This window comes from Bradyrhizobium sp. C9 (genome assembly GCF_002532045.1).
Classification (GTDB): domain Bacteria; phylum Pseudomonadota; class Alphaproteobacteria; order Rhizobiales; family Xanthobacteraceae; genus Bradyrhizobium.
Window position 1 is genome coordinate 25,723 of sequence record NZ_NWTG01000039.1, and the last position, 25,558, is coordinate 51,280.

At 66.0% G+C, this 25,558-nt stretch carries 21 protein-coding genes; 14 read left to right on the plus strand and 7 right to left on the minus strand.

Annotation, left to right across the window (positions count from 1 at the left end):
• Positions 1 to 108: 108 nt before the first annotated feature.
• Positions 109 to 663 carry a fasciclin domain-containing protein gene (locus tag CO675_RS37795; protein WP_097676955.1) on the minus strand — a complete coding sequence of 185 codons (555 nt, stop codon included), beginning with the start codon at positions 661 to 663 and terminating at the stop codon, positions 109 to 111.
• A 322-nt stretch (positions 664 to 985) separates the two neighbouring features.
• Between CO675_RS37795 and CO675_RS37800 the strand changes: the two genes are divergently transcribed.
• Positions 986 to 2,386, plus strand: a complete 1,401-nt coding sequence (locus CO675_RS37800) for an MFS transporter (protein ID WP_097676974.1) — start codon at positions 986 to 988, stop codon at positions 2,384 to 2,386.
• A gap of 163 nt (positions 2,387 to 2,549) precedes the next feature.
• On the opposite strand, the gene CO675_RS37805 is transcribed toward CO675_RS37800, so the two are convergent.
• Positions 2,550 to 3,311 carry an SDR family oxidoreductase gene (locus CO675_RS37805; protein ID WP_097676956.1) on the minus strand — a complete coding sequence of 254 codons (762 nt, stop codon included), beginning with the start codon at positions 3,309 to 3,311 and terminating at the stop codon, positions 2,550 to 2,552.
• A gap of 87 nt (positions 3,312 to 3,398) precedes the next feature.
• On the opposite strand from CO675_RS37805, the gene CO675_RS37810 reads away from it, so the two are divergent.
• Positions 3,399 to 4,925, plus strand: a complete 1,527-nt coding sequence (locus tag CO675_RS37810) for a malonate--CoA ligase (RefSeq protein ID WP_097676957.1) — start codon at positions 3,399 to 3,401, stop codon at positions 4,923 to 4,925.
• A 20-nt stretch (positions 4,926 to 4,945) separates the two neighbouring features.
• On the opposite strand, the gene CO675_RS37815 is transcribed toward CO675_RS37810, so the two are convergent.
• A complete protein-coding gene (locus tag CO675_RS37815; RefSeq protein WP_097676958.1) occupies positions 4,946 to 5,806 on the minus strand; it encodes a sulfite exporter TauE/SafE family protein in 861 nt (286 codons plus the stop codon).
• A 138-nt stretch (positions 5,807 to 5,944) separates the two neighbouring features.
• Here CO675_RS37815 and CO675_RS37820 point away from each other — a divergent pair, with 138 nt between their 5' ends.
• The 5 genes from CO675_RS37820 (at position 5,945) to CO675_RS37840 (ending at position 10,530) form a co-directional block, all read left to right on the plus strand.
• Entirely contained in the window at positions 5,945 to 6,865 is a 921-nt protein-coding gene (locus CO675_RS37820) for a LysR family transcriptional regulator (RefSeq protein ID WP_097676959.1), read from the plus strand.
• A gap of 228 nt (positions 6,866 to 7,093) precedes the next feature.
• On the plus strand, positions 7,094 to 7,492 hold the full coding sequence (gene sdhC, locus CO675_RS37825) for a succinate dehydrogenase, cytochrome b556 subunit (RefSeq protein ID WP_097676960.1): 399 nt from the start codon (positions 7,094 to 7,096) through the stop codon (positions 7,490 to 7,492).
• 14 nt (positions 7,493 to 7,506) lie between these two features.
• Positions 7,507 to 7,881 carry a succinate dehydrogenase, hydrophobic membrane anchor protein gene (gene sdhD / locus CO675_RS37830; protein WP_094194339.1) on the plus strand — a complete coding sequence of 125 codons (375 nt, stop codon included), beginning with the start codon at positions 7,507 to 7,509 and terminating at the stop codon, positions 7,879 to 7,881.
• Positions 7,882 to 7,884: 3 nt separating this feature from the next.
• Entirely contained in the window at positions 7,885 to 9,726 is a 1,842-nt protein-coding gene (gene sdhA / locus CO675_RS37835; protein ID WP_097676961.1) for a succinate dehydrogenase flavoprotein subunit, read from the plus strand.
• Positions 9,727 to 9,744: 18 nt separating this feature from the next.
• Entirely contained in the window at positions 9,745 to 10,530 is a 786-nt protein-coding gene (locus CO675_RS37840; protein WP_050402509.1) for a succinate dehydrogenase iron-sulfur subunit, read from the plus strand.
• Between the two features lie 28 nt (positions 10,531 to 10,558).
• Here the strand turns inward: CO675_RS37840 and CO675_RS37845 are convergent, their stop codons facing one another.
• The 3 genes from CO675_RS37845 to CO675_RS37855 form a co-directional block, all read right to left on the minus strand.
• Positions 10,559 to 13,309, minus strand: a complete 2,751-nt coding sequence (locus CO675_RS37845; RefSeq protein ID WP_097676962.1) for a bifunctional acetate--CoA ligase family protein/GNAT family N-acetyltransferase — start codon at positions 13,307 to 13,309, stop codon at positions 10,559 to 10,561.
• A gap of 112 nt (positions 13,310 to 13,421) precedes the next feature.
• Positions 13,422 to 15,296 carry a ferrous iron transporter B gene (gene feoB, locus CO675_RS37850; protein WP_097676963.1) on the minus strand — a complete coding sequence of 625 codons (1,875 nt, stop codon included), beginning with the start codon at positions 15,294 to 15,296 and terminating at the stop codon, positions 13,422 to 13,424.
• Positions 15,293 to 15,580 carry a FeoA family protein gene (locus CO675_RS37855; protein ID WP_097676964.1) on the minus strand — a complete coding sequence of 96 codons (288 nt, stop codon included), beginning with the start codon at positions 15,578 to 15,580 and terminating at the stop codon, positions 15,293 to 15,295. The genes feoB and CO675_RS37855 overlap by 4 nt, the downstream gene beginning before the upstream one ends.
• Before the next feature lie 374 nt (positions 15,581 to 15,954).
• Between CO675_RS37855 and CO675_RS37860 the strand changes: the two genes are divergently transcribed.
• The 6 genes from CO675_RS37860 (at position 15,955) to CO675_RS37885 (ending at position 24,153) form a co-directional block, all read left to right on the plus strand.
• The gene (locus CO675_RS37860) at positions 15,955 to 18,057 is read left to right on the plus strand and encodes a hybrid sensor histidine kinase/response regulator family protein (protein ID WP_097676975.1); all 2,103 of its coding nucleotides are present in this window, start codon (positions 15,955 to 15,957) and stop codon (positions 18,055 to 18,057) included.
• A 123-nt stretch (positions 18,058 to 18,180) separates the two neighbouring features.
• The gene (locus tag CO675_RS37865) at positions 18,181 to 18,450 is read left to right on the plus strand and encodes a hypothetical protein (protein WP_097676965.1); all 270 of its coding nucleotides are present in this window, start codon (positions 18,181 to 18,183) and stop codon (positions 18,448 to 18,450) included.
• A gap of 76 nt (positions 18,451 to 18,526) precedes the next feature.
• Complete coding sequence (locus CO675_RS37870) at positions 18,527 to 20,578, plus strand: ABC transporter ATP-binding protein/permease (RefSeq protein ID WP_198964892.1); 2,052 nt, start codon at positions 18,527 to 18,529, stop codon at positions 20,576 to 20,578.
• A 315-nt stretch (positions 20,579 to 20,893) separates the two neighbouring features.
• Positions 20,894 to 21,280, plus strand: coding sequence for a VOC family protein (locus tag CO675_RS37875; RefSeq protein WP_097676966.1), 387 nt, complete (start codon positions 20,894 to 20,896; stop codon positions 21,278 to 21,280).
• Between the two features lie 121 nt (positions 21,281 to 21,401).
• Positions 21,402 to 21,635, plus strand: a complete 234-nt coding sequence (locus tag CO675_RS37880) for a hypothetical protein (protein WP_097676967.1) — start codon at positions 21,402 to 21,404, stop codon at positions 21,633 to 21,635.
• A gap of 235 nt (positions 21,636 to 21,870) precedes the next feature.
• The gene (locus tag CO675_RS37885; RefSeq protein ID WP_097676968.1) at positions 21,871 to 24,153 is read left to right on the plus strand and encodes an OmpA family protein; all 2,283 of its coding nucleotides are present in this window, start codon (positions 21,871 to 21,873) and stop codon (positions 24,151 to 24,153) included.
• Between the two features lie 199 nt (positions 24,154 to 24,352).
• On the opposite strand, the gene CO675_RS37890 is transcribed toward CO675_RS37885, so the two are convergent.
• Positions 24,353 to 24,718, minus strand: coding sequence for a polyketide cyclase (locus CO675_RS37890; protein ID WP_097676969.1), 366 nt, complete (start codon positions 24,716 to 24,718; stop codon positions 24,353 to 24,355).
• Positions 24,719 to 24,814: 96 nt separating this feature from the next.
• Between CO675_RS37890 and CO675_RS37895 the strand changes: the two genes are divergently transcribed.
• Positions 24,815 to 25,402, plus strand: coding sequence for a TetR/AcrR family transcriptional regulator (locus CO675_RS37895; RefSeq protein ID WP_097676977.1), 588 nt, complete (start codon positions 24,815 to 24,817; stop codon positions 25,400 to 25,402).
• Positions 25,403 to 25,558 lie beyond the last annotated feature (156 nt).

Sequence of the window (25,558 nt, forward strand, 5' to 3'; positions counted from 1 at the left end):
ATCAGTTCGATATACGCCACCTCATCTGGTCACAAAAATGCGAGCCGGGGCGAGGCTCCGGCTCGCTGTTTCATAAGGCGTTCAGGGATTAAATCGGCCCACGGGGTGTCACGTCGCCGGCATCAGTACGGTGTCGACCACATGGATCACGCCGTTCGACTGGTTGACGTTGGAGATCGTCACCATCGAGGTGCCGCCCTTGGCATCGACGATCCAGACCTTGCCGTCCTGCTTCTTCACGGTCAGTTCCTCGCCCTCGGCGGTCTTCAGCTTCTTGCCGTCGGTGAGGTCGGAGGCCTCGAGCTTGCCGGGCACCACATGGTAGGTGAGGATCTTGGTCAGCGTCGCCTTGTTCTCGGGCTTGACCAGATTGTCGACGGTTCCGGCCGGCAGCTTGCCAAACGCGGCGTTGGTCGGCGCGAACACCGTGAACGGGCCCTTGCCTTCCAGCGTGCCAACCAGGCCGGCGGCCTTCACCGCGGCGACGAGGGTGGTGTGGTCCTTCGAATTGACGGCGTTCTGGATGATGTTCTTGGACGGGAACATCGCGGCACCGCCGACCATCACGGTCTTTTCCTCGGCGCGGACCGGCGCCACGACGGTGGCAGTGATCGCGAGGGCGCTGAAGGCAGCGGCGGCGAGATAGGCAATACGCTTCGACATGGTTCGTCTCCCGATGGGGTATCCGGCCGGCTTGGTCTCCGCCGGCGATGAAGGGGCAACAACGGCGCGTGTTGATTGATGTGCGCGTCGTCGTTGGCCTGAGCTACGGGAGGTGTTCCGGGCGGTTTCCGGAAATAACTCTTTGTGATTCCTGAAACCGGTTGGCGCGCGCTTCGTACACGTTGCGCAGCGCGCCCGCGCATTCCATTCAGCGGAATGGACGGGTGCGCCGCCGCGAGCAATTTGCTTGCCGCCGTTGTTCGATTGGTTCAGCCTGAGATTGCGGTGCAGCTTCGCCGCGGCGGTCGTGGGGATGCCGATCATGAGCAGCATTACGGCGGATGGGCGCGCCGCGCCTGTCGTGAACGATGCCGACAACGATGTCGGCCCGCTCGAGCAGAAGCATCTGCAATACGCCAACTACCGCGCTGTCGCCGGCAGCACCGAGCTGACGAAAACCCATTGGCACATCGCCACCGCCAATGCGCTCGGCTGGGGCTTCGACGGCATGGACGGCGTGATCTTCGCGCTGATCTCGCCGATGGTGATCAAGGAATTCCAGCTGAGCCTGCCGGAATATCGCTCCGGCATGCAGATCGCGCTGTTCGTCGGCATCGCCGGACTCTATTTCTGGCCGTGGCTCGCCGACCGCTACGGCCGCCGCACCTTGCTCGCGGTCAACATCGCGCTGTTCTCGCTTCTGATGCCGGTCGCGGCGCTGTCGCCGACCTTCACGGTGTTCGTGATCGCGCGCTCGCTGTTGTTCTTCGCGCTCAACGGCGAATGGTCGCTCGGCTCGATGCTGGTGGCCGAGACCTGGCCGGCCCGGCTGCGCGGCCGCGTCATCAGCATCACGCGCTCGGCTTGGTGCATCGGCGCCACGCTCGCCGGCGCGATCACTGGCCTGGTCGCGGCCAATTTCGGCTGGCGCATCGCCGTGATGGTGCCCGGCATGATCGCGCTGCTCGCGATCTATATCCGCTCCACCTGTCCGGAATCGCCCCATTGGGTGCGCGCGCAGGACCGCAAGCGGCGCATCTCGGACACGCTGGCGCGCGGCGGCACGGTCAGCGACGACGACCGCAACTGGTTCGGCAAGGCCAAGTCGGTCGGCATCCGCCAGGTGTTCCTGCCGGACGTGCTGCCTTCGACATTGGTCGCGCTGTTCGTCGCCTGCGCCTCGACCTGCATCTACGGCACGGTCGGCGCCTGGATGCCGCTGTACCTCTCGACCGAGAAGCATTGGTCGACCGCCGAATACAGCCTGTTCTACGTGTTCTACGGCCTGTGCGGCTTTCTTGGCCTGTGCGCGGTCGGCTGGCTGATCGACAAGATCGGCCGCCGCCGCACCTTTATCGTGACCTTGATCGAGGGCGCGATCTTCATGACGCTCTGGGTCTATTCCGAGGACCGCGTCCTCTTGTGGGCGTTCGGGCTCGCCTGGTGTCTCGGCTTCCTCGGCTTCTGGGGTCCGAGCACGACGCTGACGGCGGAAATCTTCCCGACCCGGATTCGCGGCGCCGCCAACGGCGTGGTCTGGGCGATCGCCTATTTCGTCGGCTTCGTGCTGTTCCCCTTCGTCTCGATCGCGCTCCAACAGCACACCGGCTCGTTCGCGCTGGCGTTCCTCTGCATCCCCGTGCTGATGATCGCGATGGCGATCGGGGTGTTCCTGTTCGTGCCGGAGCATTCCGGCAAGGAGCTGAACGAGATCAGTGAGTGACGTCGCTCCCTGCACCGTTCACGCCGTCGTCCCGGCGATGGCCGGGACCCATAACCACGAGTGGTCGTTTTACGAAGGCTGTGGCTCCAACCCTTGCTGACAAACAACACCGGTGGTTATGGGTCCCTGCATTCGAGGGGACGACCCGCTGAGAGAGTTATGCCTAATCCCTGTTCGCCGGGGTCTGAATGAACCCGCGGTTATGCGTCGGGCTGATCAGGATCTCGTTCATGCAGACCCGCGCCGGCATGCTGGCGACGAAGGCGATGGTACGGCCGCAATCTTCCGGCTGCAGCATCTTGGCCTGCTCGGCTTCGCTCGGCACCACCGGCCGCTGCTTCAGGATCGGCGTTGCCACCTCGCCCGGCGACAGGCAGCAGGCGCGCAGGCCGTTGACGCATTCGTCCATGTTGAAGGAATGGGTCAGCGCCAGCACCGCGTGCTTGGTCGTGGTGTAGGCCGGGCCCGGCATCTTCGAGACGTGGCGGCCCGCCCAGGACGCGACGTTGATGATGCAGCCATCCTGCTGCTTGCGCATCGTCGGCAGCACCGCGCGCATGCAGTAGAGCACGCCGTTGAGGTTGACCTCGACCAGCTTGTCCCAGCCTTCCAGTTCCATGTCGGCCCAGCTGCGCTTCGGCACGTTGATGCCGGCGCTGTTGACCAGAAGGTCGATGCGGCCGTGCTTGCCGACGATCGCCTCGGCGGCCTTGTTGACGTCGGCCTTGTTGCTGACATCGAGCGGGATCGCCTCGGCCTTGCCGCCCTTTTTCGTGATGTTGGCCACGACGCGGTCGAGCTCTTCCTTGCGGCGGCCGGAGATCACCACCGTCCAGCCCTCCGCAGCCAGGAATTCCGCCCCGGATTCACCGATTCCAGTGCCGCCGCCGGTGACCCAGGCCACGCGTTTCCCATTATTTGTCATGCAAACTGTCTCCGTTGCTTTCCGAAGGGCGTTTTTGCTAATCCAACCGGACTCTTACCGGCGCTTTCGCCCCTCAGGGGATGTTGCATGAACACGACCACCAACGCCAACCTGTTTTCCCGCCTGTTCGACGGCCTCGACGACCCGAACCGGCTCGCGATCAAGCAGCTCGACGGCAGCCGCATCTCCTACGGCGACCTGATCGCGCGCGCGGGCCGGATGGCGAATGTGCTGGTGGAGCGCGGCGTCAAGCCGGGCGACCGCGTCGCGGCGCAGACCGAGAAGTCGGTTTCGGCCCTGGTGCTCTATCTTGCCACCGTGCGCGCCGGCGGCGTCTACCTGCCGCTCAACACCGCCTATACGCTGAACGAGCTCGAATACTTCATCACCGACGCTGAGCCGTCGCTGGTGGTCTGCGATCCCTCCAAGCTCGACGGCATCAAGGCGATCGCCGCCAAGGTGGGCGCCAAGGTCGAGACGCTCGACCCCACCGGCAAGGGCTCGCTGACCGAGGCCGCCGACAAGGCGCCGAAGGAATTCGCCACCGTGCCGCGCGGCAATGACGATCTCGCCGCGATCCTCTACACGTCGGGCACCACCGGCCGCTCCAAGGGGGCGATGCTGTCGCACGACAATCTGGCCTCGAACTCGTATTCGCTGGTCGACTACTGGCGCTTCACCGACAAGGACGTGCTGATCCACGCGCTGCCGATCTATCACACCCACGGCCTGTTCGTGGCGAGCAACGTGACGCTGTTCTCGCGCGCCTCGATGATCTTCCTGCCGAAGTTCGATCCGGACGCGATCCTCAAGCTGATGGCCCGCGCCACCGTGATGATGGGTGTGCCGACCTTCTACACCCGCCTGTTGCAGAACCCCGGGCTGAACAAGGACGCGACCAAGCACATGCGGCTGTTCATCTCGGGCTCCGCGCCGCTGCTCGCCGACACCCATCGCGAATGGTCGGCGCGTACCGGCCACGCCGTGCTCGAGCGCTACGGCATGACCGAAACCAACATGAATACGAGCAACCCCTATGACGGCGACCGCGTGCCCGGCGCGGTCGGCTTCGCGCTGCCCGGCGTCTCGGTGCGGGTCACCGATCCCGAAACCGGCAAGGAGCTGGCGCGGGAGACGATCGGCATGATCGAAGTCAAGGGCCCGAACGTGTTTAGGGGTTACTGGCGGATGCCGGAGAAGACCAAGGCCGAATTCCGCGACGACGGTTTCTTCATCACCGGCGACCTCGGCAAGATCGATGACAAGGGCTACGTCCACATCCTCGGCCGCGGTAAGGATCTCGTGATCTCCGGTGGATTCAATGTCTACCCGAAGGAAATCGAGAGCGAGATCGACGCCATGCCCGGCGTGATCGAATCCGCCGTGATCGGCGTGCCGCATGCCGATTTCGGCGAAGGCGTCACCGCTGTCCTCGTCTGCAACAAGGGCGCCGATATCAGCGAGGCGTCGGTGCTGAGGGCGCTCGACGGGCGGCTCGCCAAGTTCAAGATGCCCAAGCGCGTGTTCGTCGTCGACGAATTGCCGCGCAATGCGATGGGCAAGGTGCAGAAGAATATTCTGCGGGATACGTATAAGGATATCTACGCGAAGTAGCTCGGTCCGTAGCCCTGCGGTTAGTGCCCGCCCAACAGGCTGATCACGAACCGCCCGCCGACGACGAAGAGATAGGCCCCGAACGCCACCTCCAACGCGCGCTTCGACAGTGCGTGCGCGACCTTGACGCCGAGCGGCGCGGTGACGAGCGTGGTCGGCATCACCAGCAGCGCGCCGATCAACGAGACGTAGCCGAGCGCGAACGGGAGCTGCAGTGCCGTGACATCTGGAAAGCGCGCGGCGGCGGGCCAGCCGGCATAGACATAACCCAATGCGCCAGGGATCGAGATCAGCACCGCGAGCGCGGAAGACGTCGCGACCGCCTGATGGATCGGGCGGCCATAGAAGGTCATCAACAGGTTGGCGAACAGGCCGCCGCCGATGCCCATCAGCGTCGACAACAGGCCGACGAAGAAGCCATAGACGCGCATCAAAAATCCCTTCGGCACGTCGTCGCCTAACTTCCAGGTCTCGCGCGCCAATAGCAGCCGCGCCGCCGCCGACCACGCCACCACGACGAACACGATCTTGAACAGCCGCTCCGGCGCGAAGCGCGCGGTGACGCTGCCGGCGGCGACACCGATCACGATCGGCAGCCACCAGCGCTTCAGGATCTCCATGTCGACCGCGCCGCGGCGATAATGAGCGCGAAACGAGCTCAGCGAGGTCGGGATGATGATCGCGAGCGAGGTGCCGACGCACAGCGGCATCCGAACCTCGAGCGGCACACCGGCGAGGCGAAAGCATTCGTAGAACACCGGCACCAGGATCGCGCCGCCGCCGATGCCGAACAGCCCGGCGAGAAAGCCGGACAGCGCGCCAACCGCGATCAGCAGCAGCGCAAGCTCGAGCAATTCCCTGGGATCGAGGCCGGCCATCATGTCCTTCGCGCAGTGTCAGCGTACGGCCGCACCACGTTCCCCGGGAGCCGCCGTTACGGAGACCAATAGCCCCTTTTGGGATTCGGGAGTATCTATGCTCGTGAGCAGGCTCTCTTGCGAAATGCGGAAGGATCGAGCTTGGACCAGCTGGCGGCGATGACGGCCTTTGTCCGCGCGGTCGAGACCGGCAGCCTGTCGGCGGCGGCGCGCTCGCTGCCGAGCTCGCTGACCTCGGTCAGCCGCCAGATCAGCGCGCTTGAGGAGCATTTCGGCACCCGCCTGCTGCTGCGCACCACCCGCCGGCTCGCACTGACCGATGACGGCCGAATTCTCTACGAGCGCGCGAAATCGATTCTCGGCGACATCCGGGAGATCGAGGCGGCGCTGGCGCGCGACCCGCGTCAACCGTCAGGCCGGATCCGCGTCAGCTCTCCTAGCCTGATCGGGCGGCTTGTGATCGCACCGTTGCTGGTGGAGTTTCTGCGCCGCTATCCGGCACTCTCCGTCGACCTGCTGTTGATCGATCGTGCCGTCGATATGGTCGAGGAGGATATCCATCTGGCTATTCGCATCGGTCGCCTGCGGGATTCGCAGCTCATCGCGCGCAAGCTCACCGATCTGCAGTTGATCGTGTGCGCGGCACCCGAGTATCTCGCGCGGCGCGGCGAGCCCCGGACACCGGACGAGCTTTCGTCGCACGACTGCCTGTTGTTCTCCGATTCGCCAGGGAGCGCCGAGTGGCGCTTCGCCGACGGCACGAAGACGGGTCGCAAATTCCGCATATCCGGTCGGCTCTGGATGAATAGCCTCGAGGCACTGATTAGTGCAGCGCGGGAGGGCGCGGGCATCGTCCGCGTGCCGTCGTGGCAGGTGCAGTCCGATCTCGCCGACGGCCGCCTACAACGCCTGCTGATCGATCATGAACCCGCCCCTACACCGCTGCATCTGATGTTTCAGCCGTCACGCCTCGCATCGCCTAAGATCAGGGCATTCGTCGATTATCTGGTGGAGCAATGGAGCAAAATCGACGCCTTCCGGGACCCGTCCGCGCGCCGTTAAATGTGCCGGCCGATATTCGGATTTCAAATTCATTCTTTGGTTCACTCGAGCTTGCATGCGGTATACCACACTGCGGATCAACTAGAATTCGGCAACTCTAACAATGAACTTCGGTTCGACCGAAGGCTAATTGGCCGTTGCGCGGGCGGATCCGACTCCGTAAATAGAACTCCTCTACCGCGTTCCCCGATGGGCCGGGCGCGGCCCCTCACATCATAAAGCCCGCCGATGACCGCCAGGATCGAACGACCGCTTTCACCCCATATTCAGGCCTACCGGTGGACGCTGACGATGGCGCTGTCCATCGTCCACCGTGCCACAGGTTTGGCACTCTATTTCGGCACCCTGCTGCTGGCCTGGTGGCTGATCGCCGCCGCCACCGGCCCGACCGCCTACGCCAACGTCCAGGCCTTCACCGGCAGCGCGATCGGCAAGCTGATCGTGTTCGGCTACACATGGGCGCTGATGCACCATCTGTGCAGCGGTATCCGGCATTTCGTCTGGGACCTCGGCTACGGCTTCAAGGCCAATGAGCGCGAAGCGCTGACCTGGGGCGCGCTGGTCGCCGGCATCGCGCTGACCGTGCTGGTCTGGATCATAGCCTACGCGGTTGGAGGTGGACGATGAGCGGCCCCTCTTCGATGCGTACGCCGCTGGAGCGCGTCCGCGGCCTCGGCTCCGCCCATACCGGCACGAGCGATTTCTGGCGCCAGCGCCTCACCGCGGTTGCGATGACGCTGCTGATCGTTCCCGTGATCGTCGTGGTGATCATGCTGATCGGCCGCAACCATGCCGGCGCGGCGCAGATCCTCGGCTCGATCCCGATCGCCATCATCCTGCTGCTCTTCATCGTCGCCAGCACCTGGCACATGAAGATCGGCATGCAGGTCGTGATCGAGGACTACATCCATAACGAGAAGCTGAAGATCGCCAGCGTGATGGCGAACAACTTCTTCTGCGTCGCGGTCGCATTGGCCTCGATCTACGCAATCCTCAAATTGTCGTCGGGAGTATAACCCATGGCCGCTGAAGGTAACGGCAAGGCCACCAACGGAAGTGGCCCGGCCACCAATGGCAAGGCCTATCCGATCCAGGACCACACCTACGACGTCGTCGTGGTCGGCGCCGGCGGCGCAGGCCTGCGCGCCGTGGTCGGCTGTTCGGAAGCGGGCCTGCGCACCGCCTGCATCACCAAGGTGTTCCCGACCCGCTCGCACACCGTTGCGGCGCAGGGCGGCATCTCGGCCTCGCTCGGCAACATGCATCCGGACGACTGGCGCTGGCACATGTACGACACCGTGAAGGGGTCGGACTGGCTCGGCGACCAGGACGCGATCGAATACATGGTGCGCAACGCGCCCGACGCGGTCTACGAGCTCGAGCATTGGGGCGTTCCGTTCTCGCGCACCGAGGACGGCAAGATCTATCAGCGTCCGTTCGGCGGCATGACCATGGACTACGGCAAGGGCCAGGCGCAGCGCACCTGCGCGGCGGCCGACCGCACCGGCCACGCCATGCTGCACACGATGTATGGCCAGTCGCTGCGCCACTCGGCCGAGTTCTTCATCGAATTCTTCGCCATCGACCTGATCATGGACGACCAGGGCGTCTGCCGCGGCGTGATCGCGCTCAAGCTCGATGACGGCACGCTGCATCGCTTCCGCGCCCAGACCACGATCCTGGCGACCGGCGGCTATGGCCGCGCCTATGCGTCCTGCACCTCGGCGCACACCTGCACCGGCGACGGCGGCGGCATGGTGCTGCGCGCGGGCTTGCCGCTGCAGGACATGGAGTTCGTCCAGTTCCATCCGACCGGCATCTACGGCTCGGGCTGTCTCGTCACCGAAGGCGCCCGCGGCGAAGGCGGCTATCTCGTCAACTCCGAGGGCGAGCGCTTCATGGAGCGCTACGCGCCGTCGGCCAAGGACCTCGCCTCGCGCGACGTCGTCTCGCGCGCGATGACGATCGAGATCCGCGAAGGCCGCGGCGTCGGCAAGAAGAAGGATCACATCTTCCTGCACCTCGATCACCTCGATCCGAAGGTGCTGCACGAGCGGCTGCCGGGCATCTCCGAATCGGCGAAGATCTTCGCGAATGTCGACGTCACCCGCGAGCCGATCCCGATCGTGCCGACCGTGCACTACAACATGGGCGGTATCGCCACGAACTATCACGCCGAGGTGCTGACCAAGCGCAACGGCGACGACAATTCGGTGGTGCCGGGCCTGATGGCGATCGGCGAAGCCGCCTGCGTTTCGGTGCATGGCGCCAACCGCCTCGGCTCCAACTCGCTGATCGACCTCGTGGTGTTCGGCCGCGCCGCGGCGCTACGCTTGGCCGACAAGCTGACGGCGAACGCCAAGCAGCCGGAGCTGCCGAAGGATTCGGCCGACCTCGCACTCGGCCGGCTCGATCACTTCCGCCACGCCTCCGGCGGCACGCCGACCGCGAAGCTGCGCGACAGCATGCAGCATGTGATGCAAAACAATTGCGCGGTGTTCCGCACCGGCGACGTGCTGCATGAAGGCCAGAACCTAATCCACAAGGTCTATGGCGGCGTCGGCGACATCTCGGTGTCGGACCGCTCGCTGGTCTGGAATTCCGACCTGGTCGAGACGCTGGAATTCGACAATCTGATCGTGCAGGCGATCGTGACGATGGATTCGGCGGCGAACCGCACCGAGAGCCGCGGCGCGCATGCGCGCGAGGATTTCTCGGCGCGCGACGACAAGAACTGGATGAAGCACACGCTGACCTGGATCGATCCGGCCGGCAAGACCACGATCGATTATCGTCCGGTCCACGACTACACGATGACCAATGATGTGCAGTACATCCCGCCGAAGGCGCGGGTCTACTGAGAACGAAGGCGAGCAAGCATGGTTGAATTCGCACTTCCGAAGAATTCGAAGATTTCCGGCGGCAAGACCTGGCCGAAGCCGGCCGGCGCCACCGAGACGCGCGAATTCCGGGTGTATCGCTGGAACCCGGACGACGGCAAGAATCCGAGCGTCGACACCTACTATGTCGACACCCATGATTGCGGTCCGATGGTGCTGGACGGCCTGATCTGGATCAAGAACCACATCGATCCGACGCTGACCTTCCGCCGCTCCTGCCGCGAAGGCGTCTGCGGCTCCTGCGCGATGAACATCGACGGCCAGAACACCTTGGCCTGTACCAAGTCGATGCACGACGTCGGCGCCGGCGGCGCGGTGAAGGTCAATCCGCTGCCGCACCAGCCGGTGGTGAAGGACCTCGTCCCCGACCTGACCAATTTCTACGCCCAGTATGCCTCGATCGAGCCGTGGCTGAAGACCACGACGCCGACGCCGCAGAAGGAGTGGAGGCAGAGCCACGAAGACCGCGAGAAGCTCGATGGTCTCTATGAGTGCATCCTGTGCGCCTGCTGCTCGACCTCGTGCCCGAGCTACTGGTGGAACAGCGAGCGCTTCCTCGGACCCGCCGCGCTGCTGCAGGCGACGCGCTGGGTCACCGACAGCCGCGATGAAGCGACCGGCGAGCGGCTCGACAATCTCGAGGACCCGTTCCGCCTCTATCGCTGCCACACCATCATGAACTGCGCCAAGGCGTGCCCGAAGGGTCTCAATCCCTCCGAGGCGATCGCCGAGCTCAAGTTCAAGATGGTCGAACGCCAGATCTGATCCGACGCAGCCGCGGCTGGCGCTGTTATCAGCGGCCAGCCGCCGCGGATCGGATCAGGATATCAGCGCCGACCGCATCGACCACGGATCGATCGAGGTCGAGCACGACATCGACGATGCTGTGATCCTCGGGATCCATCGTGACGGTGAAGCCGAGATCGCGGCACATCCCGATCATCGTGGTGTTCTCGGTCAGCACCTGGCCGGACAGCCGCTTCAATCCCTCCGATCGCGCATAGTGGATCAGGAGCTGCATCAGCGCCCAGCCAAGCCCTTTGCCCTTGAGATCGGACTGCAGCAGGATCGCGTATTCGGCGTTCTGGTACAGCGAGTCCGAATGCAGCCGGACCGCTCCCATCATCTCGCCGGTCGCCGGATCGAGTGCCACGAACGCCATCGCGCGCGCATAGTCGAGCTGGGTGAGTCGCGCGATGAAGGCGTGCGAAAATTCCTTCATCGCATGGAAGAAGCGCAGCCTGAGATCTTCGGCGGTGACGCGCTTGAAGAACGCGGCGACCATCGGCTCGTCCTCCGGCCGCATCGGGCGCACCGTGACGCGCGAGCCGTCGCGTAACGCCAGCTCGCCTTCCCATTGTGACGGGTAAGGCCTCACCGCCAGTCTGGTTTGACCGGCGAACAGCCGCGCCGGCTTGCGGATCGCCACCCGCGCATCGAGCGCGAGCACGCCGGCCTCGTCTGCCAGCATCGGATTGATATCGAGCTCGGCGACCTCCGGAATGTCGGCCGCCATCTGCGCCAGCTTGACCAGGGTGAGCGGCACCAGTTCGGATGGGACGGCCGGCACATCGCCATAGCCGCCGAGCAACCGCGAGACGCGCGTCCGCCCGACCAGTTCATGGGCAAGATTCATGTCGAGCGGCGGCAGCGCCACCGCCTTGTCGTTGATCACCTCGACCGCAGGGCCGCCGCGGCCGAACACGATCACCGGGCCGAAGGTCGGGTCGTCGGCGATGCCGAGGATCAGTTCGCGCGCCGCGCGCCGCACGATCATCGGCTGGATCGTCACGCCTTGCAGCGTCGCATCCGGCCGCGCGTTTCGTGCGCGTTCCAGCACCGCCCTTGCTGCTTCGACGACGCTGTCCTTGGTGCGCAGGTCGAGGATGACCCCGCCGACATCGGAGGCGTGCCTGATGTCGCGCGAGAACACCCGGACCACGATCGCGTGCCCCTCGGCGAGGAACGGCGCCGCCTTCTCGGCAGCGTCCTCCGCGCTGTCAGCGACAACCGTCGTCACGATCGGAATGCGATAGGCCTCGAACAGCGCGACGATCTCGGCTGGATCGAGCCAGGCGCGCCCTTCCGACAGCGCCTTCACGACCACATGCCGCGCCGCGGCCGTCTCCGGCGTGAACACCGATGCGACACCCGGCGGGGTCGCGGCGAGCGCTGTGGAAGCCTCGCGATAGCGCACCAGATACATGAAGGCGCGCACCGCATCGTCCTCGGTCGGGAAGTGCGGAATCCGCGCCGCCTCGAAGATCGCGCCGGTACGCTCGTCGGCGCCGACCCACGCCGCAAGCACCAGTGCCGCGACCGCGCTTCGTTCGGTCCGGCGATCACGCACGCATTGCGCCACCGCCTCGGCAATGCCCTCGGCCGGCGCCACCGCGGTCTCGACATTCGCGACCAGCACAGCGTCGTTGTTGGCGTCATCGAGCAGCGCGTTGAGCGCCACCACGTAGCGGGCGGCGTCGGCATCGCCCGCGATGTCGACGGGATTGGCGCACGACCAGCCCTGCGGCAGCAACTCGTCGAGCCGCGCGATGGTCTGCGGCATCAGCGTCGCGGGAACGCCACCGAGCTCCGCCAGCCGATCGGTCGCGAGGATGCCGAGCCCGCCGCCATTGGTCAGGATCGCGAGCCGGTTGCCGCGCGGCACGAAACCGCGGCCAAGCAGCTCGGCGCAGTCGAACAGCTGGCGAAGGTCGTAGACACGCAGCATGCCGGCGCGGCGGAACGCGGCATCATAGACTGCATCGGAGCCGGCCAGCGCGCCGGTGTGGGTCGCGGCGGCCCTTGCCCCCTCCGCCATCCGCCCCGACTTGACGATGATGACCGGCTTCATGCGCGCCGCGGCGCGCGCCGCCGACATGAACTTGCGCGCGTCCTTGACGGCTTCGAGGTAGATCAGGATCGCGCCGGTATGATCATCGAGCGCGAAATAATCCAGGAGATCGGCGACGTCGACATCGAGCTGGTCGCCGATCGAGGCAATGCCGGAGAAGCCGAGCCGCCGTTCCGCCGCCCACTCGATCATCGCCGACGCGACCGCGCCGGACTGCGAGATCAGCGCGACATGGCCATCCGACGGCTGATGCGAGGCGAAGCTCGCATTGAGCTTCGCGCGCGGCACCATGATGCCGAGGCAATTCGGCCCGACCAGGCGCATGCCGTGTCGCCGTGCCGTCTGCTCCACGATCTCCGCGAGCGAGCCTGCGCCATAGCCGAGGCCGGCTGACAGGATCGCGGCACCGGCAACCCCGGCGAGCCCTGCCTCCGCCACGATCTCCGGAATCGCCGCCGCCGGTGCGCTGATGACGACGAGGTCCGGAATGAACGGAAGCGATCTCAGATCGGCGACGGTCGTCTCGCCGTCAACATCCGCATAGTTGCGGTTGACGAGGCCCAGCCTGCCGGCGAAGCCGCTCGCCTTGAGGTTTCGCAGCACCGCCGCGCCAAGCGACGACGGCCGCGGGCTGCCACCGACCACCGCGATGCTTCGAGGCGAAAATACCCGCTCCAGGCCGAACGTCGACATTGCGTGGTCTCGCAGGGAACCCGTGGGTGCGCGCGAGGCGCCCCGAGCGAACTCTACTTCGTCGCCCGCCGCATTGCACCCAATGCCGCCGCGACACGACGCGACGGCCCGGCTAATGCAGCCCGAGCGCCTGTGCCAGATTGAAGGTCAGGAAGCTCGCGGCATAGGCCAGCGCGAGCATGTAGAGGAACGTCACCACCATCCACTTCGCGCCGCCGGTCTCGCGGCGGATTACCGCCAGCGTCGAAGCGCATTGCGGGGCGAAGATGTACCAGACCAGCATCGACAGCGCGGTCGCCAGCGTCCATTTCTGCGCCAGTACCTGGCCGATCTGCTCCGCCGCCTCCTTGCCGCCCTCGATCGAGTAAACGGTGCCGAGCGCTGCGACCGCGACCTCGCGCGCCGCCATGCCCGGGATCAGCGCCACCGCGATCTGCCAGTTGAAGCCGATCGGCCGCAGCAGCGGCTCGAGCGCATGGCCGATCATCGCTGCGAAGCTGTAGTTGATCGCAGGGCCCTCGGCGCCGGCCGGCGCGGTCGGGAACGAGGCCAGGAACCAGATCAGCACCATCATCGAGAGGATCGTGGTGCCGGCGCGATACAGGAACATCTTGGCGCGATTGAGCACGCCGATCGCGATGCTGCGCAGCCGCGGCACCTTGTAGTCGGGCAATTCCAGCATGAACGGCGCCGGCGCATGGTCGCGCCACAGGAAGAACTTTGCGATCGCCGAAACCGTCAGCGCGCTGGTGATGCCGGCGGCATAGAGGCCGAACATCACGAGCCCTTGCAGATTGACGAAGCCCCACAGCGAGGTCGCCGGAACGAAGGCCGAGATGATCAGCGTATAGACCGGAATCCGCGCCGAGCAGGTCATCAGCGGCGCGATCAGGATCGTGGTCAGGCGATCCCGCCGGTTATCGATCACCCGCGTCGCCATGATGCCGGGAATGGCGCAGGCAAAGCTCGACAGCAGCGGAATGAAGGCGCGGCCATGCAGCCCGGCGCCGCCCATGATGCGGTCCATCAGGAATGCGGCCCGCGCCATGTAGCCGAAATCTTCCAGCAGCAGGATGAACAGGAAGATGATGATGATCTGCGGCAGGAACACGATGACGCTGCCGACGCCGGAAATCAGGCCGTTCTGCAGGAAGCTCTGCAACAGGCTCCAGCTTTCCGGCAGCAAATCATGGATCAGCTGTCCGAGCGCGGAGAAACCGTCCGACAGCAATTCCATCGCCGGCTGCGCCCAGGTGAACACCGCCTGGAACATCACGAATAGGATCACGGCAAGGATCACGAGACCCCAGACCGGATGCAGCACGACCGAATCGATCCGGTTGGTCAGCGTGTCCGGCTTGGTCGGCAGCGTCACCGCTGCCGCGATGATGCGGTCGGCCTCGCGCTGCGCCGCCTTGAGATCGGCGATCGTCGGCGTCGCCCACTCGCTGGCCGTCGCCTCATGCGACCGGGCCAGGAATTCGTCGGTCCGCTGCAAGAGCTCGTCGACGCCGCCCTTGCGGACCGCAACCGCGGTCACGATCGGCAGGCCGAGTTCCTGCGACATGCGATCGAGATCGATCGTCACGCCGCGCCGCTTCGCGATGTCGATCATGTTGAGCACGAGCATCATCGGCCGGCCGACGCGCTTCAGCTCGAGCACCAGCCGCAAGGTCAGCCGCAGATTGGTGGCATCTGCGACGCAGAGCACGAGATCGGGCACCGCCTCGCCGTCGAAGCGGCCGAGCACGATGTCGCGGGTGATCTCCTCGTCCGGGCTGCGGCCGCGCAGCGAATAGGTGCCGGGCAAGTCGAGCACCGTCACGCTGCGGCCCTCCGGCGTGACGAAACCGCCGGATTTGCGCTCGACCGTGACGCCGGGGTAGTTCGCGACCTTCTGGCTGCTGCCGGTCAACCGATTGAACAGCGATGTCTTGCCGGTGTTCGGCGCGCCGACCAGCGCCAGGCGCAGGGATGCAGTTGTCATTCGACGATCACAGCCATGGCTTCGCTCCGGCGCAGCGCGATCGTGATGTTGTCGACGCGCACCGCGATCGGATCCCGCCGGATCGTACCTTCATGCAGGATTTCCACGCGCGCGCCCTCGACAAATCCCATCTCCACCAGGCGCTGCTCGAGCTCCTGCGGAGAGAGCGATGAGCCCGTCACGAGCGCATCGAGCCTGATGATTTTTCCGACAAAACCGCGATCCGCATGTCCGAGCCGGATGTCCTGTAAATTGTCCTGGGAGCAGTTTGGATCGCCTGTCATGCGGCCTGTTTTTCAGCAGGTAGTCACAGGGTCAAGCATTTGCCCGTGAGAGGTTTTAGAACTCCTAAAAACAGCGCCGGGAAGCGTCATCCCGGTCGATTTTCCGCTTGACTGGCGGCGGCGCTAACGGGGTCGTGATGACGCCCGGCAGCATCCGCCCTGCGCCGCCCCGGACGAGAGCCCTCCCAATCGATCGATCCGATTTGGCCTCCGGTAACCTTGACCGGCGGCCGGATGACGAGGCCGCCGGCGCAGCAGGCGGCGGAATCGGGATTCGCTTTCTCCGGCGCGACGGTTTGCGTTAAGGTTCGCAAGAAGCCGGAGCGCCCGTGCCGACCGCTGCACAACGCAATTCGCTGAGACTGCTGCAATGGATGATGGCCGCCTCGCTGGCCCTTCCGCTGGCGCTGTTCATGTTCGCTTCCGCGATGTCCCGGATCTCGACCAGGGAGGCCGCCGACCAGGAAATCCAGCGCACGCTCGACGTCGCCCATGAGCACGCGCTCAAGGTGTTCGAGACCATCGACCGCAGCCTGGCCGAGGTCACCGAGGTCGTCCGCGGCATGAGCGACGCCGAGATCGTCGCGCGCGAGAAGACCCTGCACGAGCGGCTGCGCCGGATCGCCGACACGCTCCCCCAGGTGAAATCTATCTGGGTGTTCAATGCCAGCGGCCATGCCCTGGTCAACAGCCTGGTGCAACCGGCCCCCGACATCGATTTCTCGGATCGGGATTACTTCCGCATCCACGCCGATCGCGACATCGGCACCTATATCGGCGAGGTGCTGACGCCGCGACCGCCCTATCAGGGGGCGCGGTTCTTCAGCGTCGGCCGCCGCCGCAACAACGAGGACGGCAGCTTTGGCGGCGTGATCCAGGCCTCCGTGCTTCCGGAGTATTTCGAGAATTTCTACGCCAAGATCGGCCGCGAGCCCGGCAGCTTCCTGGCGCTGATCCGGACCGACGGCTCGATACTGGCGCATTTCCCGGTCATCGACCACGACGCCAGGTTCGAGCCGAGCGGGCCGCTGGGGCAACAGGTCGTCGCCAATCCCGAGACCGGCGGCATGACCATCCGCTCCCCGGCCGACGGCATCGAAAGGCGCATGCGCTATCAGCGGCTGGCCGAATACCCGATCTATGTCAGCGCCGGGCTCGAGACCTCGGCGATCCACGCGCGCTGGATCTCGACCATGGCGCAGCACCTGATCTTCGGCATACCGGCGACTGCGCTGCTGTTCGGCCTGCTCATGCTCGCCTATCAGCGAACCGAACGTCTGGAGGAGGAGGCCGACCGGCGCATCGAGGCCGAGGACGCGCTGCGACATGGCCAGCGGCTGGAGGCGCTCGGGCAGCTCACCGGCGGCGTCGCGCACGACTTCAACAATCTGCTCACCGTGATCCGTGCGTCGGTCGACATGCTGCGGCGGCCGGACCTGCCGGAGCCGCGGCGGCAGCGCTACATCGATGCGATCTCCAACACCGTGAACCGTGCCGCCAAGCTGACCAACCAGCTGCTTGCGTTTGCGCGCCGGCAAACCCTGAAGCCCGAGGTATTCGACGTCTGCCAGAATGTCCGCACCCTGAGCGAGATGATCACAACCCTGATCGGCTCGCGGATCGAGATCACGGCGCAGGTGCCGGACGAGACCTGCCTCGTCAACGCCGATGCCGGCCAGTTCGAGACCGCCATCATCAATATGGCGGTGAATGCGCGCGACGCGATGGACGGCGTCGGCCGGCTCACGATCGCGGTCCGCGCCGTGAGCAATCTGCCCGCCGAGGCGATCACGCCGCCGAGCCCGCACGGCCATGTTGCGGTGTCGGTGACCGATACCGGCGTCGGCATTCCGCAGGAGCTGTTCGGCCGCATCTTCGAGCCGTTCTACACCACCAAGGAGGTCGGTCACGGTACCGGCCTTGGCCTGTCGCAGGTGTTCGGCTTCGCCAAGCAATCCGGCGGCGAGGTCACGGTGACCAGCGCGGTCGGCAAGGGGTCGACGTTCACGCTGTATCTCCCGCGTGTCGTCGGCAAACACAGCGCGCAATCGCCGCTCACGGAGGATGCGCCTTCGGTCGATCCGACCAGCGCGTCGGTCCTCATCGTCGAAGACAATGCCGAGGTCGGAAAATTCGCCGCCGACACGCTGACCCAGCTCGGTTGCACCTGCGTGCTGGTGGAGAACGCCACCCACGCGCTGGAGGAGCTGGCCATCGGCTCCGACAGGTTCGACCTGGTGTTCACCGACGTCGTGATGCCCGGCATGAGCGGCATCGAGCTTGCGGAGGAGATCCGCCGGCAGCGACTCGATCTGCCGATCGTGCTCGCCTCCGGCTACAGCCAGGTGCTGTCGCAGCAGGGCAGCGGCGGCTTCGAGCTGTTGCAGAAGCCGTATTCGGCCGAACAGCTGGCCCGCGTGCTGCACAAGGCCACGCGTTCGCGCCGGCTGAAGCGGGATCAGGCGCCGGCTTCGTAACGATGGACGTAGGTTTTCCGATTTCACCACATCACCGGTGTCATCACCTGCGCATTGTTTAGTCCGGGGACATCGAGTCCGCTCTGCCTTCAAATCGGCAGGATGTTGCCCCATCTTGCAAGAATGCAGGACTTTCGGGTTTCACCGCGCGGTGTTGTCACGTTCTGTCTGTTCATCGTGCTGTTTGGTGCAGCGATGAAGCTGGACGGCGCGGTCGGCTACGTGCGCATCGTGTGGACGATCCTGGTTTGGAGCGGATTGCTGCTTGGCTCGCTGCTGCTCGTCGCGCGGCTGTTTGCTGCGCGGCACGATCCTGAGGCGGCGCGGCGCATTCAGGCGCAAGGCGCCCACGGATTGTTGCCCGCCAGGCTGCGGGACTGGCTGTTTTCCTAGCCCCGGCCGGAATGTATCCAGGATGAGTTGCCGGAACTGGAATGGAACCGCTTGATTTGCCTGGCGTTGTCGTGACATGGCCAAAGCGGCGTCAAAATCAGATCCCTCGCACAAGCAATCTTCGGCCAAGGCCGCGTCACCTCGGCAAGCGAGCACGAAGCGCACCGGCAGCGACACCAAACAAGACGAAGCTGACGACAAATCCGAATTCGTCGAGATCATTGCGGAAGACGGCGACCATGTCGAACCGCCGCCGGAAATGATCGAGCCCGATCCCGAGTTGTCGCCCGAAGAGGCCGAACAGGCACGCAAGGACTATCTGCTGACGCGGTTTTGGATCACCGCCTGCGGCTACTGGGGCCGGAGCGGCGACCGGCTGGCGTGGCTGTTCACGATCGGTCTGCTGCTGCTGATCGTCGCCAATGTCGCCGTCCAATACGGCATCAATGTCTGGAATCGCGCGATCTTCGATGCGATCGAGAAGCGCGATTCGGCCACCGTCTTCCATCTGACCGCGATCTTCTTTCCGCTCGCGATCGGCAGCGTGCTCTTGGGTGTTGTCCAAGTGTTCGGCCGGATGGGCATTCAGCGGCGCTGGCGCGCCTGGCTGACCCATGCCGTCGTCTCGCGCTGGCTGACGAACGGCCGCTACTACCAGCTCAACCTCGTCGACGGCGATCACAAGAATCCGGAATATCGCATCGCCGAGGACCTGCGGATCGCAACCGACTCGCCGGTCGACTTCATCGCCGGCGTGACGTCGGCGCTGCTGTCCGCCGTCACGTTCATCGTCGTGCTCTGGACGATCGGCGGCGCGCTGACGGTGACGCTCGGCGGCCCCTCCGTCAGCATTCCGGGCTTCCTGGTCATTGCCGCGATCATCTATGCCGCGATCGCGTCGGGTTCGATCATGGCGATCGGCCGCCGCTTCGTGCATATCTCGGAGGAGAAGAATCAGGCTGAAGCCGAATTCCGCTATGTGCTGACCCGCGTGCGCGAGAACGGCGAAAGCATCGCGCTGCTCGGCGGCGAGACCGAGGAACGCGACGGCATCGACAAGGCGTTCTCGAAGGTGTTGCGGCAATGGGCGCGGCTCGCCGGGCAGCACATGCGCACGACGCTGGTGTCGCAAGGATCGAATCTCATTGCGCCGGTGGTGCCCTTGCTGCTGTGCGCACCAAAATTCCTCGAGGGCAGCATGACGCTTGGCCAGGTGATGCAGGCAGCCTCCGCCTTCACCATCGTGCAGACCGCGTTCGGCTGGCTGGTCGACAATTATCCGCGGCTCGCCGACTGGAACGCCTGCGCGCGGCGCATCGCATCGCTGATGATGTCGCTCGACGGGCTTGAACGCGCCGAGACCGGCGACGGCTTCGGCCGCATTGAGCGCGGCGAGACCGGGGGCGATGCCATGCTGAGCCTCAACAACCTCTCCGTCACGCTCGACGACGGCACGGCTGTGGTCGGCGAGACTGAAGTCGCGATCGAGGCCGGGGAACGGCTGCTGGTCGCGGGCGAATCTGGGACCGGCAAGAGCACGCTGGTCCGCGCCATCGCCGGCTTGTGGCCTTGGGGCGGCGGCAGCGTCAGCCTGCATGCGGACCGCCGCCTGTTCATGCTGCCGCAGAAGCCCTACGTGCCCTCGGGAACGCTGCGGCGCGCGGTAGCCTATCCCGGCGCCGCGGAGGACTGGAGCATCGATGAGATCGGCGACGCCCTGCACAAGGTCGGCCTCGACCATCTCAAGGAGAAGATCGAGGACGACGCGCCGTGGGACCAGACGCTGTCCGGCGGCGAGAAGCAACGGCTCGCCTTTGCCCGCCTGCTGCTGCACAGCCCCGACATCGTCGTGCTCGACGAGGCCACCTCCGCGCTCGACGAAAAGAGCCAGGACAAGATGATGGAGATGGTCACGACGGAATTGCCGAAGGCGACCATCGTCAGCGTCGCCCATCGCGTCGAGCTCGAAGCATTCCATAGCCGGAAGATCGTGCTGGAGCGCCGCAAGGGCGGAGCCAAGCTGGTCAGCGACGTCGACCTGATTCCGCGCAAGGGCAAGCGAAGGCTGCTCGGACGCTTCCTGCGGCAACGGCGAGCCTCGGCCAAGATGTCGGACAAGGCGGCATAACGGGCGTTACCGCTCCCGTCAGAACCAGCTATGCATGCGCCGCATTCGATGAGGCCATGCGTGATCCCCAGTAACGACATTTCGCCGAGCGATAGCCCCTTTCGAAGGGAAGGCGAAGCGAGAGCGCGGACGCAATTGCATCACAACGGGTCGTAACCCGGATGAAGCGCAGCGCAATCCGGGACCAGACCATCATCGGCGAGAGCAGCCCCGGATTGCGCTTCGCTGCATCCGGGCTACATCTGCATTTCGCCTTTCCAAGGGAAGCGAAACGAAAGCGCGGATGCCAACGCGGCACAACAAGGGAAGCTCGCAATGATCGACCATATCGGCTTTTCGGTCTCCGACTACGAACGAGCGAAGACATTCTACCAGACGGCGCTGGCGCCGCTCGGTTACGACCTGATCATGGAAGTGCCGGCGGAGGTGACCGGGCACGCGCCTGCGGCGGGTTTCGGCGCCAACGGCAAGCCGGATTTCTGGATCGGCGGCGAAGGCGCGATGAACAAGCCGGTGCATATCGCGATCACGGCCAAGGACCGCGCCACCGTCGACGCCTTCTACAGGGCCGCGATGGCGGCCGGCGGCCGCGACAATGGCGCGCCCGGCATTCGCGCGCATTATCACCCGAACTATTACGGCGCGTTCGTGCTCGATCCCGATGGCCACAACATCGAAGCGGTCTGCCACACGCCCGGATAGCGCGCGCAGGAACGGCGCGACGCGCAATTCGTTGTCGCATTCGAAATGCGATGGAGCGATCGATGCGCGCGACGCGACCTGACATCGGCGGACCCGATATCGGCAACAGGGTCTCGATCTGATGCCGATCGAGCCACCCGAGATTCCGCCGGCGACACCGGGCACGCCGAGCGAGCCTCCGCCGGGAATTCCGCCCGGCAGTCCGCAGCCGGAGGTGCCGCCGCCGGTGCGCGAACCCGGCGAGCCGCCGCGACCTGACGAATTGCCGGGCAAGACTCCCGACGAATCACCGGTGCGCGGACCGCCCGGACCATCGGGCCCGCCGCCTGCGACAGATCGCCCCGCAGCGCAGTGATTCACGCGCGCGCCTTGGTTCCCCATCGATTGCGACTGTGTCCAAGCGTTTCTTCTGAATGTCCAGTGAACAAACGCACATGCAACCCGTTATAATGTCGAAATAAACTTCGCCGATGATTCGTGGCTCGCCACAATCCGGCCTAACGGCTGGCAATTCATCGTCCTGCCGAATTGTTCGGCTCTGACTTCCTTTCCTTCCTGCCCAGACTTTTCCGCCCGGGGACTCCAAGATCATGACAAAGCTTCGTCTCGTGCTGCTTGCCACGACTGCGCTGACGGTGATGCAGTTCGCCACCTCCGCGTCGCACGCACAAACTTCGCCGCTGGTCGTCGCACAGGCGCAGCCAAAGGAAGAGCTCGGACCCGACGGAAAGCCGAAGCCACGGCCCGCGCCGGGCGCTCCCGCGCATCCGGCTCCGCCCGCCGCTGCACCGCATCCGCAGGCACCACCTCCGGCTGCCGCACCGCATCCGCAAGCGCCGCCTCCGGCAGCCGCGCCGCATCCGGCTCCGCCGCCGGCCGCAGCACCCGCGCGTCCCACACCGCCACCTCCGCCACCGGCCGCTGCTCCGCCGCATCCGACGCCGCCGGCTCCGCCCGCAGCCGCGCCTGCGCGCCCCGCTCCGCCTCCGCCGCCCGCGGCCGCACCTGCGCACCCTGCTCCGCCGGCCGCTCCCGCACGGCCCGAACCGCCCGCCGCGCGCCCGGCTCCGCCGCCGCCGGCAGCCGCGCCTGTGCGGCCCGAGCCGCCTGCCGCGAAGCCGGCAACGCCGCCGCCGGCGGCTGCACCCGCACATCCGGCTCCTCCGCCTCCGCCGGCCGCAGCCCCGCAACGTCCGACCACGCCGCCGCCCGGCGCTGGACCCGCGCACACACTGCCGACACCGGCGCCAGGTGCAGCACCAAGTGCCGCACCTGCAGCACCGGGCGCCGCTCCCGCGGCACGCCCCGGCACGCCGCCAACAGCCGCAACGCCGACGCCGGCCGCACCTGCAACGCCGGCAGCACCGTCAGCCGCACCGGGCGAACGCCCGCGCGGCGAGCGTGGTGAACGTCCTGGCGGCGCCAAGCAACCGCCGGGCACTCCGCCCACGACCCCGCCCGGCGCGACGTCACCCGCAACGCCTTCGACAACGACGCCTCCGGCCGCCGGCGGACAGCCGCCAGCACGGCCCGGCGCCCCCGGCACTCCGCCCGCCGCGACCACGCCCCCGGGCGCGACGCCGACGCCACCAGCGCCAGGTCAGCAGGGACGTCCGGCCACACCGCCCGGAACGCCTCCGGCCCCGGGCGCCGCAATGGGCGCCCCCGGCGCTGCACCGTCGCCGGCTCCAGGTCAGGCAGCACGTCCGGGCGTTGCGCCCGGCGTGTCACCAGCCCAGGGAGCCGCCATGGGCGCGCCCGCGGCACCGACCGTCGTCCCCGGCTCTGCGGCTGCAACACCTCCGCCCGGCAAGGCGCAATACGCCCCGCCGACGGTTGCGCCGGCATTCCGGGCCGCGCCAGCGGTCGCAGCGCCGCTGCCGCCGCCGCCGCGGCATGACAACATTACGCCGCTTGCGATCGGTGCCGCGGTCGGTGCGGGCGTGGTGGCTGGCGCCATCATCGGCGGCAGCATCGCCGATCTGCGCGGCCAGCGGCAGGAGGTGGTCGAAGGCGGCCGTACCATCTACACCGAGCCGGACCGGGTCATCATCCGCGACCCGAGCGGCCAGGCCTATGTGCGCGGCGACGACGTCTATCGTTTCCGCTATGGCGCGCGCGACATCCGCACCGAAACGATCGGCGGCGAAACCCGCACCATTGTGGTCCGTCCCGATGGCAGCGAGATCATCACGGTGGTTGGTGCCGACGGCCAGATGCTGCGCCGGATCCGCAGGGATCCCGGCGGGCGCGAGCTCGTCATCATCGACAACAGCTATCGCGATCCGCGGGCGGTCGGCGGCTTCTACGTCGACGTGCCGCCGCCGGTGGTCAACATTCCCTACGATCGCTACATCGTCGACGCTCAGGAAGCGTCGCCCGACGTGATCTACGAGACCATGGAGGCACCACCGGTGCAGCGGATCGATCGACGCTACTCGCTCGAAGAGATCCGCTATAGCCCCAATGTCCGCATGCAGATGCCGAGCATCGACCTCAACACGATCAACTTCGACTCCGGATCGTGGACCATCCCGCCGGATCAGGCGGCAAGGCTGCAGGTGATCGCCGACGGCCTCAACCGGGCTATCCAGCGCAATCCGCGCGAGGTGTTCCTGATCGAAGGTCACACGGATGCGACCGGCAACGACACCGACAATCTGTCGCTGTCCGACCGCCGTGCGCAATCCGCCGCCGAGCTGCTGACGCAGCAATTCGGCGTGCCGGCCGAGAACCTGACCTCGCAGGGTTACGGCTCGCAGTACCTGAAGGAGCAGACCGACGGACCGAGCCGCATCAACCGGCGCGTCACCGTCCGCCGCATCACCCCGCTGCTCAACGGCGGCACTGCCTCCGCAGCGCCGCCGCGCTGAGCCGTCGCGACACACGATACGAAATGGCCGGGAGCGATCCCGGCCATTTTTCTTTCCCCTTCCCCCCTGAAAAAGGGAAGGTCGGAATGGGAGGCAGCCGCAGGTGATGGTGTCCGCGGAGAGAGCAGATCCCCCGCTTTGCTCTTACGAGCAAAGCGACCTCCCCTTTTCAAGGGGAGGTGAGAGCGTTCGTGCGCGATCACCGCGCCATCTGCTGCGGATCGTAGAAGAAGCGTTCCTCGACCAGTTCCTCGCCGCGCCAGGTCTGCCAGGCGACCTCCTCCATGCTGCGGACCTTGCCGTCCTTGCCGGTGAATTCGAAGCGCCAGCAGATCGCCGAATGATCGCCGTCGAGCAGCAGCGGTCCGAGCCGCGTGGTCTTGACGCCGGAGACCGCGGCCAGCACCGCCGCCTCGCGCGCCGCCAAGGCCTCGCGGCCGACGCGCCATTCGCCGTCGTTCTCCTGGGTGCGGGCATCGGCGGTATAGAAGTTCCTGATGGCGCCGACATGGTCGTTGGACTCGACCGTGTCAGCGAAGGCTTGCAGCGTCTTGAGCGAGGGCATGGGCACTCTCCGTTTACCGACTGATGGTCGGTATTTATCGACTGAGAGTCGGTAAGTCAACTGGCGCGGCTGCGGAACCTGAGGTAGAGATGCATGATGGCAACCCAGGCCGAACGGCGCGAGAAGACCAGAGCCGCGATCGTCAAGGCGGCGCGGCGCATTTTTGGCGAGCGCGGCTTTGCGGCGGCCACGATGGACGACATCGCCAGTGGTGCGCGCGTCGCCAAGGGCGCGGTCTATCATCACTTCGCGACCAAGGAGGCGGTGTTCGAGGCCGTATTCGAGCAGGTCTCGATGGACCTCGTCGCCGATCTCGATCGCATCTCGCGCGCCGAGAACGATCCGCTCGCGGCAATGGCGGCGGGAACGCAGGGCTATTTCGCGGCGTGTTCAAAGGGCCCGACCGGCCAGATCATCCTGCGCGATGGTCCGGCCGTGCTCGGCTGGGAACGCTGGCGCGAAATCGACGCCAAACATTTCGGCGGCAAGTTTCCACGCGCGCTGACGGCGGCGATGGATGCCGGTGTGATCGCCAAGCAGCCGGTCGGGCCCCTGGCGCGGCTGCTGCTCGGCGCGGTGACGGAAGCCGCAGTCGCGGTCTCCGCCGGCCCCGACATCGGCAAGACCGGCACCGATTACGCGCGCGCGTTTCGCTCGCTGCTCGATGCGCTCAGGGTGAAGTGAACGAACTCTCTCCCCACGTCGTCCCGGCGCAGGCCGGGACCCATAACCACGACCGTCAATTGTGGCACAACGCTGGGGCCACAGCTCGCTTCAACAACGCGATCCTGTGGTTGATGGGGTGGACGGCCCCCTACGGCATCAGTGTGCCAGAATGAG